Genomic DNA, 15232 nt, shown 5'->3' with positions numbered 1-15232 from the left:
AACACATTGGCATTGCGATTATTTGAGAGACTCTAATACAGGTTAATCCTTATCTCAGTCATTCTACGGAGAGATAAGTTTCAGCTGTATTGTTTCAATTTTCAGCTTGTTCCAGATTGTTAAAGAGCAATATCTTAAACACGACTCGTTAAAGTCATCTTTAAGATATTCAGTTGATAATGTCTTTCACACATTATCGGAGTGGCGTCCCCAAGGGGATTCGAACCCCTGTTACAGCCGTGAAAGGGCAGTGTCCTAGGCCTCTAGACGATGGGGACACAAAAATTTCTACTGAATCATGGATTCAGTATTTTTGTGTAAAGGTGAGAATGTGGTGACACATTCGAACGACTGATGCAGTAAAAACTCGATGCCGAGGTCTTATTACACAATCATCACCCTCATCAACAGGTGCTCTTGCTCATTTACATTCATCAGACAATCTGTTGTGGACACTACGCAATGCGTATCGTTAGGTAAGGAGGTGATCCAACCGCAGGTTCCCCTACGGTTACCTTGTTACGACTTCACCCCAGTCATGAATCACAAAGTGGTAAGCGCCCTCCCGAAGGTTAAGCTACCTACTTCTTTTGCAACCCACTCCCATGGTGTGACGGGCGGTGTGTACAAGGCCCGGGAACGTATTCACCGTAGCATTCTGATCTACGATTACTAGCGATTCCGACTTCATGGAGTCGAGTTGCAGACTCCAATCCGGACTACGACAGACTTTATGTGGTCCGCTTGCTCTCGCGAGTTCGCTTCACTTTGTATCTGCCATTGTAGCACGTGTGTAGCCCTACTCGTAAGGGCCATGATGACTTGACGTCATCCCCACCTTCCTCCGGTTTGTCACCGGCAGTCTCCCTTGAGTTCCCACCATTACGTGCTGGCAACAAAGGATAAGGGTTGCGCTCGTTGCGGGACTTAACCCAACATTTCACAACACGAGCTGACGACAGCCATGCAGCACCTGTCTCACGGTTCCCGAAGGCACTAAAGCATCTCTGCTAAATTCCGTGGATGTCAAGAGTAGGTAAGGTTCTTCGCGTTGCATCGAATTAAACCACATGCTCCACCGCTTGTGCGGGCCCCCGTCAATTCATTTGAGTTTTAACCTTGCGGCCGTACTCCCCAGGCGGTCGACTTAACGCGTTAGCTCCGGAAGCCACGCCTCAAGGGCACAACCTCCAAGTCGACATCGTTTACAGCGTGGACTACCAGGGTATCTAATCCTGTTTGCTCCCCACGCTTTCGCACCTGAGCGTCAGTCTTTGTCCAGGGGGCCGCCTTCGCCACCGGTATTCCTCCAGATCTCTACGCATTTCACCGCTACACCTGGAATTCTACCCCCCTCTACAAGACTCTAGCTTGCCAGTTTCAAATGCAGTTCCCACGTTAAGCGCGGGGATTTCACATCTGACTTAACAAACCGCCTGCGTGCGCTTTACGCCCAGTAATTCCGATTAACGCTTGCACCCTCCGTATTACCGCGGCTGCTGGCACGGAGTTAGCCGGTGCTTCTTCTGCGAGTAACGTCAATCAATCGTGCTATTAACACGACTGCCTTCCTCCTCGCTGAAAGTGCTTTACAACCCGAAGGCCTTCTTCACACACGCGGCATGGCTGCATCAGGCTTGCGCCCATTGTGCAATATTCCCCACTGCTGCCTCCCGTAGGAGTCTGGACCGTGTCTCAGTTCCAGTGTGGCTGGTCATCCTCTCAGACCAGCTAGGGATCGTCGCCTAGGTGAGCCATTACCCCACCTACTAGCTAATCCCATCTGGGCACATCCGATGGCGTGAGGCCCGAAGGTCCCCCACTTTGCTCTTACGAGGTCATGCGGTATTAGCTACCGTTTCCAGTAGTTATCCCCCTCCATCAGGCAGTTTCCCAGACATTACTCACCCGTCCGCCGCTCGCCGGCAAAGTAGTAAACTACTTCCCGCTGCCGCTCGACTTGCATGTGTTAGGCCTGCCGCCAGCGTTCAATCTGAGCCATGATCAAACTCTTCAATTTAAGATTTGTTTGATTTGCTATGAGTTAACATAGCGATGCTCAAAGATTACTTTCTGCAAATATGCATTCGAACCGAAGTTCAAATGTGTACTGCTTTGGTCACTCTTCAAGACTTTGATATTTCTTCTGCCTGCCGAAACAGGCTTCGATATCGTCTTGCGAGTGCCCACACAGATTGTCTGATAAATTGTTAAAGAGCAGTGCGTTAGCAACCGGTGGTTGGTAACGCGAGGTGCGCATATTACGCTTTCCTCATTCAGAGTCAACTACTAATTTCGTTGAATTTCTCTGTTCTCTCTGCCGGTCACTTAACTACTTGATTCGTTGTGTGCCGTCTCGATGGATGCGCATTATAGGGAGTTCCGCGCCGCCCGCAACCGCTAATTTCAATAAAAATGACTGTTTGCTGCATTCCACAGCAAAACCCCACTTTATACCCAGTTGTGCACAAACTTATCCACAGATTGAATCTGTACTCAAAATTGACGAGCATCACGCAATCGTTTTCGCTACAATTCCCCGCGTCGAAAAAGAGTGACCTTGTCGGCAAAATATCGATGACATGATGTGATTTTTTATAAAACTGGGGAATACGGCTCAGGATTAAGCGTATTTTATTGCGGTAGAGGATGAATCTCCCCGGTGACAGCAGTAAAAACTGGCATTGGTCCCTATTTGGGACGTTATCTGAGTCTGTTCCTCTCTATATAGTTGTCTATATAAGAAGGTAAGATTCAGATAACGCTCTATTGAATGATTGCGAAGAATAACTGCGACTCCAAAGCCAAGGGATAAAACCATGCAACAACGCCGCCCAATCCGCCGTGCCCTACTCAGTGTGTCTGACAAAGCCGGTATCATCGAATTCGCCGCTGCACTTTCTCAGCGTGGCATCGAATTACTTTCCACCGGCGGAACTGCCCGCCTACTGGCCGATGCGGGTCTGCCCGTCACTGAAGTTTCTGACTATACCGGTTTCCCCGAAATGATGGACGGGCGCGTTAAAACGTTGCATCCAAAAGTGCATGGCGGCATCTTGGGCCGCCGTGGTCAGGATGATGGCATCATGGCTCAACATGGCATTCAGCCGATTGATATTGTTGTCGTGAATCTATATCCGTTCGCTCAGACAGTTGCTCGCCCGGATTGCTCACTGGAAGATGCAGTTGAGAATATTGATATCGGTGGCCCTACCATGGTGCGCTCCGCTGCCAAGAACCATAAAGATGTCGCTATCGTGGTCAAGAGTAGTGACTACCCCGCCATTATTACTGAGCTAGATAATAATGAGGGTTCGTTGACGTATCCAACCCGCTTTGATCTGGCTATCAAGGCGTTTGAACATACCGCCGCCTACGACAGTATGATTGCCAACTACTTCGGCGCGCTGGTGCCAGCTTATCATGGTGACACTGAGCAGCCATCGGGCCGCTTCCCGCGGACACTGAATCTTAACTATATAAAGAAACAAGATATGCGCTACGGTGAAAACAGCCACCAGCAAGCGGCTTTCTATATAGAAGAAGAGGTTAAAGAGGCATCTGTAGCTACCGCACAGCAATTACAGGGTAAAGCGCTCTCCTATAACAACATCGCAGATACCGATGCGGCGTTAGAATGTGTGAAAGAGTTCAGTGAGCCTGCCTGTGTGATCGTCAAGCACGCCAACCCATGCGGCGTGGCGATTGCGGATTCTCTGCTCGCTGCTTATGAAAAAGCCTATAAAACTGACCCGACCTCTGCTTTCGGCGGCATTATTGCCTTTAACCGTGAATTGGATGCCGAAACCGCCAGCGCCATTATCAGCCGCCAGTTTGTTGAAGTCATTATTGCACCCGCTGTCAGCGCTGAAGCACTGGCATTGCTCGCCGCCAAACAAAATGTCCGTGTTCTGACCTGTGGCCAGTGGCGGGAGCGTGCTACCGGTCTGGACTTCAAACGCGTCAATGGTGGTTTGCTGGTCCAAGACCGCGATTTAGGTATGGTGACTGCAGCCGATCTGCGCGTGGTGTCCAAGCGCCAGCCGACGGAGCAAGAACTGCGTGATGCACTGTTCTGCTGGAAAGTAGCCAAGTTCGTAAAATCCAATGCCATTGTCTATGCGCGCGACAATATGACTATCGGTATAGGCGCAGGCCAAATGAGCCGCGTCTATTCTGCCAAAATCGCTGGTATCAAAGCAGCGGATGAAGGATTAGAAGTGGCCGGTTCTGCCATGGCCTCCGATGCTTTCTTCCCGTTCCGTGACGGTATCGATGCTGCTGCATCTGTCGGGATCAGTTGTGTTATCCAACCGGGCGGTTCAATCCGTGACGATGAAGTCATTGCTGCGGCTGATGAGCATGGCATCGCTATGATCTTTACCGACATGCGCCATTTCCGCCATTAATTAACCCGCTTAACGGAGTCATCTGATGAATATTTTGATTATTGGTAATGGCGGGCGTGAACACGCGCTGGGCTGGAAAGCAGCACAGTCACCTTTAGCGGGCAAAATTTATGTCGCACCGGGCAATGCTGGCACTGCGCTAGAATCTGGTTTAGAAAATGTCGATATCGCGGCAACGGATATTGCGGGGTTGTTGGCCTTTGCTCTGAGCCATGATATTGGCCTGACCATTGTAGGCCCGGAAGCCCCATTAGTTATTGGTGTGGTTGATGCTTTCCGCACGGCCGGCTTGACCATTTTTGGGCCAACGCAAGCCGCTGCTCAGTTAGAGGGCTCTAAAGCTTTCACTAAAGATTTCCTGGCGCGCCACAATATCCCAACAGCGTTTTACCAGAACTTCACCGAAGTGGAGCCTGCTTTAGCCTATGTCCGTAAAATCGGTGCACCGATCGTGATTAAGGCTGATGGGCTGGCCGCCGGTAAAGGCGTGATTGTTGCAATGACGCTGGAAGAGGCGGAAACCGCCGTTCATGACATGTTGGCAGGCAATGCCTTTGGCGATGCAGGCCACCGTATCGTGGTGGAAGAGTTTCTCGATGGCGAAGAAGCCAGCTTTATCGTGATGGTTGATGGTGAGAATGTATTGCCGATGGCCACCAGCCAGGACCATAAGCGGGTTGGCGATGGTGATACCGGTCCAAATACCGGTGGTATGGGGGCATATTCCCCGGCACCGGTAGTCACTGATGAAGTTCATCAGCGAGTGATGGAAAGTGTTATCTGGCCGACAGTGCGCGGTATGGCGGCAGAAGGTAATGTCTATACCGGCTTCCTCTATGCCGGTCTGATGATTTCCGCTGACGGGCAACCAAAAGTGATTGAGTTCAACTGTCGCTTTGGTGACCCGGAAACTCAACCCATCATGCTACGCATGCGTTCAGACTTGGTTGAATTGTGCTTAGCCGGTGCACAAGGTAAATTGAATGAGAAGACCTCTGACTGGGATGAGCGCCCATCGCTGGGTGTGGTGTTGGCCGCTGGCGGTTATCCGGCAGATTATCGCCAGGGTGATGTCATTCATGGGTTACCACAGCAGGAAGTGGCTGACGGCAAGGTGTTCCACGCCGGAACTAAACTGAATGGCAATAATGAAGTCGTCACTAACGGCGGTCGCGTATTGTGTGTAACTGCGCTGGGAGCCACCGTCGCCCAAGCGCAGCAAAACGCGTATCGGTTAGCTGAAAATATTCAGTGGGAAGGGGCTTTCTGCCGTAAAGATATTGGTTATCGGGCCATTGCTCGCGGTAAATAAATCTACCATTGTATTCTGCGGGCGCAGCTTGCTGTGCCCTGCTTCTTATTAGGCCTTACAAACTGCCTGCTGTCGGCTCCCAGCGGCAAAAGTCCTGATTGGCAACCAACAGCAATTGTTGACCTTCCGACGAATCCAACCACGCGACGCCCAGAGGTTGCGCACTGCCCTCCCCCCGTTTGCTCAGCCATGCCTGTGAGTTATCGTCAAGTTTCAATCGCAACGTCTTCTTATCACAGGTGGTAACGACGCCATTCAGCCACTGCCCCTGAATTAACCTGATATTCCCGGCTCGCAGTGCACTGCTCTGTTCGAGAATTCGTTTCGCTTCCAACTGATAGACCGCGATATTATCCGCAGAGAGCTGCTCACGCCGTTCGGCCAGTTGGCGCTGCATAAAACTCACCTGTCCTTGTTCATCAAACCGCAGCTCGACGCTCTGCGGATTATGACCTAAATCGTTGCGCCGGATTTCCCGCAAAATGCCATTTTGATATTCGTAGAAGGTGACACGAGTATTGTCCCCGGAATAGGGGCTGTAGACGCTCATCAGCACTTGTGGCTGCTGCTGCGCATTATCCTGACGCCATAAACGAACGACACCGCTATCGGCGATATACCCGCTGGCACTAAATAGAGGGGAACCTGACTGACTGCTACAGGCGCTGAGACCAAAGGCTAAACCGAGGGTCATCAGCACCCGCTGCATAAACAAAAGGGGCTTTGCCACCCCCCTGCTTATTATTTTCACTGACACACTATTAAGATTTAACAGAATCTTTCAGTGCTTTACCAGAAACAAACGCTGGCACATTAGCTGCAGCAATTTTGATTTCTTTACCAGTCTGTGGGTTGCGGCCAGTGCGCTCATTACGATGGTTTACCTTGAAAGTACCAAAACCAACCAATTGTACTGGATCACCGTCTTTCAGAGATTCGGTAATTGCAGCCAGTGTGGATTCCAAAGCAGCTTTAGCTTGTGCTTTAGAAAGGTCCGCTTTGTCCGCGATTACGTCAATCAGTTGAGTCTTATTCATAAGTTATCCTTACAGTGTGTTTATCGTTTGCAAAGCATCGAGTGCGACGGATATGCCGATGGACAGCACTCTCCTGCATACACGCACCGATAGCCACTTTTTTTCGCCCCCCAAATGTAGAACAGACAGGGGGCAGATGTGAAGCCTTAAGACGTGACAAATCAGGCGTTAAATCACGTTTTCTTGCCTTATTGCGTTAAATTTATGCCAATGTTGCTAACAGCCGCTTCCCGCAGGTCAGATCGTAGCCCTTTGATCAGATCCAGGTCGCGCTCTTCACAGTCAGCTAACAGACGGAAAATCTCCCATTGGATATCCCATTCTTCTTCAATCGCAGGCAAAATTTTCAGTTCTTCATCGGTCATTTCTTTACCGGCCAACGTCATTTCCAACATTGCAACGGTACGGATTGATGCTTCGCTGATGGCGACAGCATGTTCCAGTGTTTCACCACTCAAACGCGAATGGATGGCCTCGCCCAATGCAATACAAGCATCGATGGCAGGATAAACACCGTAGATAGCATAGTCATCGGCTGAAGGAATTGCCTCTTCCAATTTCTCCAACTGGCTATCAAAGTTCACTTTTGCGTCTTTTACGACCAAAGTTTCCCAGATCAGATCCAGAATGCGCCGGTAAACAGCCGGGTCGCCAAATTCAGTTTCCAGACAAAATTGCTGATAGTTGGGATACATCCGCTCGCACAAACAAGCCATGAAAGTCAGATGTTGCCAACTTTCCAGCTTTTCGAGACGTAGATGAATCGGATTACGTATCATTATGAGTTCTCATTATTCATTATCTGCGCGGCAGTGTACCCGAAATTAAATCATATCCCTATGCTTGCCAAGTAAATCAGGATTTTTCCGCACCCAGCGCTGAAATTGCGGGCGATTTGAGGCGATAGCATCAGCCCAGCGGGTTGGTTCAGGCAAACGGTAGCCCGCCATGCAAGCCTGCACCCACGCCAAAGCACTGCTGACACTCACCCGATGACCGGGCGAAATAAACAGTGGATTGCAACGGATTTTGCTGCGCCACACCCAGCCAAGTTGTTCATCACCATCAATGAGGGGTTGTAATGCGCCGTTATCGCTCTCTAAAGGCAGAGAGTGCCCACACAGGCGGCTTTTGGCAACACCAATGGTCGGGACATCAACCAACAGCCCAAAATGGCTGGCAACGCCTAAACGACGCGGGTGTGCGATACCTTGCCCATCAACAAACACCAGTTGAGGCTGCTGCTGCAACTGCCCCCAGGCGGCTAATAATGCAGGATATTCACGAAAAGAGAGTAAACCGGGGATATACGGCAGTGAAGTTGCCACTCTGGCAACTTGATATTCCACCAGCTCTAGCGAGGGATAACGCAAAATCGCGATAGCAGCACGGGTAATCTCCCCCTGCTGCTCAAAACCAACATCCGCACCGGCAATAAAGTGCACTGATCCGCTGTCAAAATCATCGTGAAGAATAACCGCAGATGCCCGTTGTAACTGTTCTGCCCGTAACGCTTTGGTATCTATCATCGGCTAACCCCCCTTCAAGCTTGACGCTACAACACGGTTACCTGCGCCCCAAGGCTTTGAGTATAAACTGATTAGTTTTGATGATAAGGCTTTGATAACGTATGTACTGCGTCAACAAAAGCCCCTGCATGTTCTGGCGGAACATCCTGATGAATGCCGTGCCCCAGATTAAACACATGCCCTTGCCCCTGGCCAAAGCTTGCAAGAATAGTACTCACTTCCTGCTCAATACGGGCAGGTGGTGCGTATAGCACTGAGGGGTCCATATTGCCTTGCAGGGCGACCTTATCACCCACCCGGCGGCGCGCATCGCCGATATCGGTGGTCCAATCCAGCCCCAATGCATCACAACCGGTAGCAGCCATTGCTTCCAGCCATTGCCCCCCCCCCTTGGTGAACAAGGTCACCGGCACCCGACGCCCATCGTTTTCACGGATCAGGCCATCGACGATTTTATGCATGTAGTTCAAGGAGAACTCAAGATAATCACGCCCGGTCAGCACCCCACCCCAGGTATCAAACACCATCACAGATTGGGCACCAGCTTTAATTTGCGCATTAAGATACAAGATGACGCTATCGGCCAGTTTATCCAGTAGCAAATGCAGCGTTTGCGGCTCGGCATACATCATTTTCTTCAGTTTGGTGAACGCTTTACTACTCCCCCCTTCAACCATATAGGTCGCCAGCGTCCATGGGCTACCGGAGAAACCAATTAATGGCACCGCACCGGCCAACTCGCGGCGAATGGTTCTTACCGCGTTCATCACATAGCCCAATTCCTGTTCTGGATCAGGGATGGGTAACTTTTCGACGTCGGCGCGACAAGTAATCGGGGATTGGAAGCGTGGGCCTTCACCGGTTTCAAAATAGAGCCCCAGTCCCATAGCATCGGGGATGGTCAGAATGTCTGAAAACAGAATCGCGGCGTCCAGTGGATAGCGACGCAATGGTTGCATCGTCACTTCACAAGCCAGTTCCGCATTTTTGCACAGTGACATAAAATCCCCGGCAACCCCACGGGTAGCTTTATATTCTGGCAAATAACGGCCCGCCTGACGCATCATCCATACCGGCGTTACATCGACCGGTTGGCGCAATAAGGCTCGCAGATAGCGATCGTTTTTCAACTCATTCATGGTGGGGCTCCCTTAATTATCTGGCGGCCATCTTTTAGCGGACCGTATTGTAACATGTCAGATAATACTTTCCTGCTAACTGCCGCTGCTATTAAGGCGCGGTAATGATTCGCTCTCGTGGGGTTTAAATTACGTCAGGCTATAGAGTTAGCGCTTCAGCACTCTCTTCTGATTAGATTAACTCACGGTGTTCGCGACATAACACCACCGTATCTTCAATTAATCGGCGCGCTACGGTGCCTGGCGGCGGTAGTAATGGCAATTGGTCATAACGATACCAACCGGCATTTAACAGCTCTTTCGGATCATGTTGCAGCTCGCCACTGTCATACTCGGCCATAAATGCCATCATGAGCGAATGGGGGAACGGCCAAGGTTGTGACGTTACGTAGCGCAGATTTTTAATATGGATATTACTTTCTTCTAAAACTTCACGGGAAACCGCCTGCTCCAGAGTCTCACCCACTTCGACAAAGCCTGCCAGCACGGTATTAATACCGCCACGATGCCGTATATGCTGCGCCAATAAAATCTCATCATCACGGCGAATGGCAACAATCACGCAAGGGGCGATTTGTGGGTAATAGCGTTCACGACAGTGGTTACACAGACAAGCCCACTCGGAACGGCTGGCCTGCATTTGGTGACCGCAATAACCACAAAAACGGTGAGAGCGATAAAATTCTGCCAGTTGCACACCACGCCCAGCCAGTTGGAACAAACCGCGATCCACATCCAGTAATTGCCGCACTGAACCCATATCAGTAGACATCATCTGACGGATCAGCCATACCGCCTGCCCTTGCCATTCACCGATTTGCCTTGCCGTTGCTCCCTGCAATGACCAATTAGCCGCATTACCTTGTGGTAACTCCCCTTTTGGCAACCATAATTTGTTTTCATGACTGACAATCCACCAGCCACTTTCTTTACCTGTAAGTTGTAGTTCCATATCGTTGTTGCACAACCTCGACTTCACTGGCAATCTAGAATCCGGCTTGTTACATTTTTGTAACGTATTATTACTTCACGGAGTCGTTCATGCTAAACCGACTGGAAAGCTTGACTCAACGCGTTGGCGGCAGTAATGAATTAATTGATCAATGGCTTCATGCGCGTAAAGAACTGTTAGTTGCATATTGCGCAGTGATCGGTATTAAGCCGCAAAAAGAAAAGCATACCCCGCTTAACGAAAAAGCGCTGGAGAACTTTTGCCATAATTTGGTGGATTATCTCTCATCCGGGCATTTTCACATCTATGACAGAATTATCAAACAAGTAGACGGCGCGTCCAGCCCAAAAATGGCGCTGACGACCAAAGTGTATCCTGCGTTAAAAAATAATACTCAAACGATCATGGCATTCCATGATCGTTATACCAACATTGAGATCGATCAGGACAGTTGTATCGAGTTTCAGCAAGCATTATCTGATATCGGCGAAGCTCTTGATGCCCGTTTTCGCTTGGAAGATCAATTAATTCAATGGGCAGCCGAGTCGTGGCAAGCCGCCCAGCCAGAAAATAAAAAGAGTCAGGCCAATTAACCTAATAAATTAATAGTAAGCGTAATTGTCGCAGACAATTTGGATGCGGACAGCGCGCAAAAACCGGAGCGTACACGTAGTACGTGAGGATTTTGAGCACTGCCCAAGTTCAAAGTGGCAAGTAAAATAGCTTACATCACACTATTGTAGTTTTCATTCAACCTTTACTACCCAAAGTAATTGAGATTGCAGGTAGGCAGCAAGTGAATGACAACTCGGTGAAAACCGATTTGAACAGCATTTATGCTAGCCCGTAGGGTGACATTAATTCCGATGAGCTTACACAGGTAAGTGATTCGGGTGAATGAGCGTAGCTAACACCGCTGCAATTTCAAGTAAGAAGGGTATATACTGAAGATTCTTGTCGGAGTGCCTAGCGATTGCCTTTTTAGGAAAGCAAACGCAGGCTGAGACCGTTAATTCGGGATCCGCGGAACCTGATCGGGTTAATACCCGCGAAGGGAACAAGAGTAATTTATCGCTACAGGCCCGGTCTTTATCCTCACCGATAGCTGCCGGTTACTGGCCAACATCGTTACTCCCGCCAAGCTCCAGACAAGCAATTTTCCCTATAAACCACACTGGTAGGAATTGCTATGTCTAATAATACAACAGCTAAAAATTCATCACGCCCACGTAAAGCACAACGTGAGGAAGCTCAACAGTTTATTGATACCTTGCAAGGTGTCACTTTCCCCAACTCCCAACGTATTTACCTACAAGGTTCACGGCCAGATATTCTGGTACCGATGCGTGAAATCCAGCTCAGTCCGACATTGATCGGCGGTAGTAAGGACTCACCACGCTATGAAGATAACGAAGCCATCCCGGTGTATGACACATCCGGCCCATATGGTGACTCAAACGCCACGCTGGATGTTCACCGCGGGTTACCCAAATTACGTGATAGCTGGATAGCTGATCGCCAGGATACCGCCGCACTGACCTCTGTCAGCTCTGGTTTCACCCAACAACGTTTGGCTGACGAAGGCTTAGACCATTTGCGTTTTGAGCATCTGCCACGCCCGAAGAAAGCCATCGCCGGCAAATGCGTCACCCAACTGCATTACGCCCGTCAGGGCATCATCACGCCAGAGATGGAGTTCATCGCGCTGCGAGAAAATATGGGCCGTGAACGTATTCGCGGTGAGGTACTACGCCAGCAGCATCCAGGGCAGGCTTTTGGCGCTAACCTGCCAGAAAATATCACGGCTGAATTTGTACGTCAGGAAGTGGCGGCGGGCCGAGCTATCATCCCCGCCAATATTAACCACCCAGAATCTGAGCCGATGATTATTGGTCGTAACTTTTTAGTGAAAGTGAACGCCAATATCGGTAACTCTGCGGTGACCTCCTCCATCGAAGAAGAAGTAGAAAAACTGGTGTGGTCAACCCGCTGGGGTGCCGATACCGTGATGGACCTGTCCACTGGCCGCTATATCCATGAAACCCGTGAGTGGATCCTGCGTAACAGCCCGGTCCCTATTGGTACCGTTCCTATCTATCAGGCGCTGGAAAAAGTAAATGGTGTAGCCGAGAACCTAACCTGGGAAATGTTCCGTGACACGCTGTTAGAGCAGGCCGAGCAAGGGGTGGATTACTTTACTATCCATGCCGGTGTGTTGTTGCGCTATGTACCGATGACGGCCAAACGCTTGACCGGTATCGTCTCCCGTGGTGGTTCAATTATGGCGAAGTGGTGCCTTTCCCATCATCAGGAAAACTTCCTGTATCAGCATTTTCGCGAAATCTGTCAGATCTGTGCTGCCTATGATGTCTCACTATCACTGGGTGATGGCCTACGCCCTGGTTCCATTCAGGATGCCAATGATGAAGCCCAGTTCGCTGAGCTGCATACCTTGGGTGAATTGACCAAAATCGCCTGGGAATATGATGTGCAGGTGATGATTGAAGGCCCCGGTCATGTGCCGATGCAGATGATTCGCCGCAATATGACGGAAGAGTTGGAACACTGCCATGAAGCGCCATTCTATACCTTAGGCCCGCTAACCACGGATATTGCGCCAGGTTATGACCATTTCACTTCTGGTATTGGGGCCGCCATGATTGGTTGGTTCGGTTGCGCCATGTTGTGTTACGTCACACCGAAAGAACATCTTGGCCTGCCTAATAAAGAGGATGTAAAACAAGGTCTTATTACTTATAAAATAGCCGCCCATGCCGCAGACTTGGCCAAAGGCCACCCCGGTGCGCAGATCCGCGATAACGCCATGTCGAAAGCACGCTTTGAATTCCGCTGGGAAGATCAGTTCAATCTGGCGCTTGATCCAGAAACCGCACGAGCCTATCACGACGAAACCCTGCCGCAAGAGTCCGGCAAAGTAGCTCACTTCTGTTCAATGTGCGGGCCGAAATTCTGCTCGATGAAAATCTCTCAGGAAGTTCGCGACTATGCCGCTATGCAAGAACAGGCCGCTACGCAAGAACAGGCTGCGGCACAAGAGCTGGCAGCGGCACAAGGAACAGCAGCCCAACCGATCGAAATCTTACAATCGGGTATGGAACAGATGTCAGCGGAGTTCCGCTCTCGCGGCAGCGAGCTGTATCACAGCCCCATTAATCTCAAGACCGAGGCCGATAATGAACCTGCCTAATCATGCCTTATTTTCTGCAAAACAGGGTTTCCCTGCGACGGTACAACGCCTTGGTCTCTATCCCGTCGTCGATAGCCTACTTTGGATAGAGCGCCTGCTTGCCGCAGGTGTAACCACAATACAACTACGTATCAAAGAGTTAGATGATGCGCAGGTGGAGCAAGACATTGCCGCCGCCATAGCGTTAGGCAAACGTTATCAGGCACGCTTATTTATCAATGATTATTGGCGGCTGGCGATTAAGCATGGTGCCTATGGCGTTCATCTGGGTCAGGAAGATCTGGAAACAGCCGATTTGGCCGCGATTCAGCAAGCCGGATTACGGCTGGGCGTATCAACCCATGATGAGCAGGAACTGGCGATAGCTAAAGCTGTCCGGCCCTCTTATATCGCCATGGGCCACATCTTCCCTACACAAACCAAGCAGATGCCTTCGTCACCACAAGGGTTGACGGTGCTCAAGCAAATGGTCGACAACACGCCAGACTACCCGACCGTCGCCATCGGCGGCATCAGCATTGAGCGCGTGCCGGCGGTTCTGGCAACGGGTGTCGGTAGTGTAGCGGTCGTCAGTGCTATCACCCTGAGCGACGATTGGCAGCAAGCAACAGCACAATTATTGCACCTGATCGAGGGCAAGGAGCTGGCTGATGACAAACAAGCATGAGTTGAGTGACAGTGAATTTTTGCGCTACAGCCGCCAGTTATTACTGGAGGATATCGGCCCAGAGGGCCAGTTGAAGCTGAAAAGTGCCTGTGTGCTGATTATCGGTCTTGGCGGCCTTGGTTCACCTGCTGCGCTCTATCTGGCAGCAGCCGGCGTCGGTAAGTTATTACTGGCCGACGATGACCAACTGGAACTGAGCAATTTACAGCGCCAGATATTGTATCGCACCACAGATATCAGCCAAACATCCTCCGCTAGCCAAAGTAAAGCACGGTTAGCCCAGCGTCATTTGCAAAGCCTCAATCCATTGATTGAGGTTATCCCATTTGATACTCGGCTGTTAGGTACGCCATTGGCCGATGCCGTGGCTAACGCTGATTTAGTGCTGGATTGCAGCGACAACATGGAGACGCGCCATCAGGTAAATGCAGCCTGTATCACCGCACAAAAGCCATTAATCAGCGGCAGTGCCGTGGGATTCAGCGGGCAACTGCTGGTCATTGAGCCGCCTTATTCTCAAGGCTGCTACGCCTGCCTCTATCCCGATAAGGAATTGCCGCAGCGTAACTGTCGTACTGCTGGCGTATTGGGGCCGGTGGTCGGCGTCATTGGTACCTTGCAAGCACTGGAAGCCATCAAGATATTGGCAGGGCTGCCGTCGGCACTGAGTGGGAAATTGCGCTTATTCGATGGCAAGCAGCAGAGTTGGAGCACCCTGCAACTGACTCGGGCGAAGCATTGCCCTGCCTGCGGAGGTGCACAGTGACAACGGGTCATATACAGATTGTGCTCAATGATCAGCCATTAGAAGTGGTGAGCAATATCACCGCTGCAATGCTGCTCAATCAGCTCAAACGCCACCAGCCGGGTACGGCTCTGGCGGTTAATCAGGTCATCGTCCCTCGCACTGACTGGGAAAAATGTCAGTTACACGCGGGTGATAACATTTTGCTATTCCAAGCGATTGCTGGGGGCTGAC

At 50.5% G+C, this 15232-nt stretch carries 14 protein-coding genes, 1 tRNA gene, 1 rRNA gene and 1 riboswitch; of the genes, 7 read left to right on the top strand and 9 right to left on the bottom strand.

What is annotated here, in order from left to right:
• Window positions 1-202: 202 nt before the first annotated feature.
• From EL015_RS01625 to EL015_RS21670, 3 genes are all read right to left on the bottom strand, one after another.
• Window positions 203-278, bottom strand: a tRNA-Glu gene (locus tag EL015_RS01625).
• A 199-nt stretch (window positions 279-477) separates the two neighbouring features.
• A 16S ribosomal RNA gene (locus EL015_RS01620) occupies window positions 478-2020 on the bottom strand.
• Window positions 2021-2119: 99 nt separating this feature from the next.
• Window positions 2120-2260: a hypothetical protein gene (locus EL015_RS21670; protein WP_162484277.1), complete on the bottom strand. Its 141-nt coding sequence runs from the start codon at window positions 2258-2260 to the stop codon at window positions 2120-2122.
• Window positions 2261-2819: 559 nt separating this feature from the next.
• Here EL015_RS21670 and purH point away from each other — a divergent pair.
• Window positions 2820-4409: a bifunctional phosphoribosylaminoimidazolecarboxamide formyltransferase/IMP cyclohydrolase gene (purH, locus tag EL015_RS01605; protein WP_005192298.1), complete on the top strand. Its 1590-nt coding sequence runs from the start codon at window positions 2820-2822 to the stop codon at window positions 4407-4409.
• A 25-nt stretch (window positions 4410-4434) separates the two neighbouring features.
• On the top strand, window positions 4435-5721 hold the full coding sequence (purD, locus tag EL015_RS01600) for a phosphoribosylamine--glycine ligase (protein WP_005192300.1): 1287 nt from the start codon (window positions 4435-4437) through the stop codon (window positions 5719-5721).
• 55 nt (window positions 5722-5776) lie between these two features.
• Here the strand turns inward: purD and EL015_RS01595 are convergent, their stop codons facing one another.
• The 6 genes from EL015_RS01595 to nudC form a co-directional block, all read right to left on the bottom strand.
• Complete coding sequence (locus EL015_RS01595; RefSeq protein ID WP_005192303.1) at window positions 5777-6430, bottom strand: DUF1481 domain-containing protein; 654 nt, start codon at window positions 6428-6430, stop codon at window positions 5777-5779.
• Window positions 6431-6482: 52 nt separating this feature from the next.
• Window positions 6483-6758: a nucleoid-associated protein HU-alpha gene (gene hupA / locus EL015_RS01590; RefSeq protein ID WP_004876782.1), complete on the bottom strand. Its 276-nt coding sequence runs from the start codon at window positions 6756-6758 to the stop codon at window positions 6483-6485.
• Between the two features lie 188 nt (window positions 6759-6946).
• The gene (locus EL015_RS01585; protein ID WP_005192306.1) at window positions 6947-7537 is read right to left on the bottom strand and encodes a YjaG family protein; all 591 of its coding nucleotides are present in this window, start codon (window positions 7535-7537) and stop codon (window positions 6947-6949) included.
• Between the two features lie 45 nt (window positions 7538-7582).
• Window positions 7583-8287, bottom strand: a complete 705-nt coding sequence (nfi, locus tag EL015_RS01580; RefSeq protein WP_005192308.1) for a deoxyribonuclease V — start codon at window positions 8285-8287, stop codon at window positions 7583-7585.
• A gap of 71 nt (window positions 8288-8358) precedes the next feature.
• On the bottom strand, window positions 8359-9426 hold the full coding sequence (gene hemE, locus EL015_RS01575) for a uroporphyrinogen decarboxylase (protein WP_005192310.1): 1068 nt from the start codon (window positions 9424-9426) through the stop codon (window positions 8359-8361).
• Between the two features lie 172 nt (window positions 9427-9598).
• Window positions 9599-10378: an NAD(+) diphosphatase gene (gene nudC, locus EL015_RS01570; RefSeq protein WP_005192313.1), complete on the bottom strand. Its 780-nt coding sequence runs from the start codon at window positions 10376-10378 to the stop codon at window positions 9599-9601.
• An 89-nt stretch (window positions 10379-10467) separates the two neighbouring features.
• On the opposite strand from nudC, the gene EL015_RS01565 reads away from it, so the two are divergent.
• The 5 genes from EL015_RS01565 (at window position 10468) to thiS (ending at window position 15231) form a co-directional block, all read left to right on the top strand.
• Entirely contained in the window at window positions 10468-10971 is a 504-nt protein-coding gene (locus EL015_RS01565) for an Rsd/AlgQ family anti-sigma factor (protein WP_005192315.1), read from the top strand.
• A gap of 355 nt (window positions 10972-11326) precedes the next feature.
• Window positions 11327-11452: riboswitch (TPP riboswitch) on the top strand.
• 115 nt (window positions 11453-11567) lie between these two features.
• Window positions 11568-13586: a phosphomethylpyrimidine synthase ThiC gene (gene thiC, locus EL015_RS01560; protein WP_005192317.1), complete on the top strand. Its 2019-nt coding sequence runs from the start codon at window positions 11568-11570 to the stop codon at window positions 13584-13586.
• Entirely contained in the window at window positions 13573-14253 is a 681-nt protein-coding gene (gene thiE / locus EL015_RS01555) for a thiamine phosphate synthase (protein ID WP_032907889.1), read from the top strand. Before thiC ends, thiE begins: the two co-directional genes overlap by 14 nt.
• Entirely contained in the window at window positions 14237-15019 is a 783-nt protein-coding gene (locus tag EL015_RS01550; protein ID WP_032907890.1) for a HesA/MoeB/ThiF family protein, read from the top strand. Before thiE ends, EL015_RS01550 begins: the two co-directional genes overlap by 17 nt.
• The gene (gene thiS / locus EL015_RS01545; RefSeq protein WP_032907891.1) at window positions 15016-15231 is read left to right on the top strand and encodes a sulfur carrier protein ThiS; all 216 of its coding nucleotides are present in this window, start codon (window positions 15016-15018) and stop codon (window positions 15229-15231) included. Before EL015_RS01550 ends, thiS begins: the two co-directional genes overlap by 4 nt.
• Window position 15232 lies beyond the last annotated feature (1 nt).

This window comes from Yersinia intermedia (assembly GCF_900635455.1).
Taxonomy (GTDB): domain Bacteria; phylum Pseudomonadota; class Gammaproteobacteria; order Enterobacterales; family Enterobacteriaceae; genus Yersinia; species Yersinia intermedia.
This window is presented reverse-complemented; position numbering and strand designations above follow the sequence as displayed.

Coding starts and splice junctions, on each gene's coding strand:
- EL015_RS01595 (WP_005192303.1), bottom strand. CDS start 6,430: ATGCAGCGGGTGCTGATGACCCTCGGTTTAGCCTTTGGTCTCAGCGCC.
- nudC (WP_005192313.1), bottom strand. CDS start 10,378: ATGGAACTACAACTTACAGGTAAAGAAAGTGGCTGGTGGATTGTCAGT.
- purH (WP_005192298.1), top strand. CDS start 2,820: ATGCAACAACGCCGCCCAATCCGCCGTGCCCTACTCAGTGTGTCTGAC.
- EL015_RS01550 (WP_032907890.1), top strand. CDS start 14,237: ATGACAAACAAGCATGAGTTGAGTGACAGTGAATTTTTGCGCTACAGC.
- thiC (WP_005192317.1), top strand. CDS start 11,568: ATGTCTAATAATACAACAGCTAAAAATTCATCACGCCCACGTAAAGCA.
- EL015_RS01585 (WP_005192306.1), bottom strand. CDS start 7,537: ATGATACGTAATCCGATTCATCTACGTCTCGAAAAGCTGGAAAGTTGG.
- purD (WP_005192300.1), top strand. CDS start 4,435: ATGAATATTTTGATTATTGGTAATGGCGGGCGTGAACACGCGCTGGGC.
- EL015_RS01565 (WP_005192315.1), top strand. CDS start 10,468: ATGCTAAACCGACTGGAAAGCTTGACTCAACGCGTTGGCGGCAGTAAT.
- hupA (WP_004876782.1), bottom strand. CDS start 6,758: ATGAATAAGACTCAACTGATTGACGTAATCGCGGACAAAGCGGACCTT.
- hemE (WP_005192310.1), bottom strand. CDS start 9,426: ATGAATGAGTTGAAAAACGATCGCTATCTGCGAGCCTTATTGCGCCAA.
- nfi (WP_005192308.1), bottom strand. CDS start 8,287: ATGATAGATACCAAAGCGTTACGGGCAGAACAGTTACAACGGGCATCT.
- thiE (WP_032907889.1), top strand. CDS start 13,573: ATGAACCTGCCTAATCATGCCTTATTTTCTGCAAAACAGGGTTTCCCT.
- EL015_RS21670 (WP_162484277.1), bottom strand. CDS start 2,260: ATGCGCACCTCGCGTTACCAACCACCGGTTGCTAACGCACTGCTCTTT.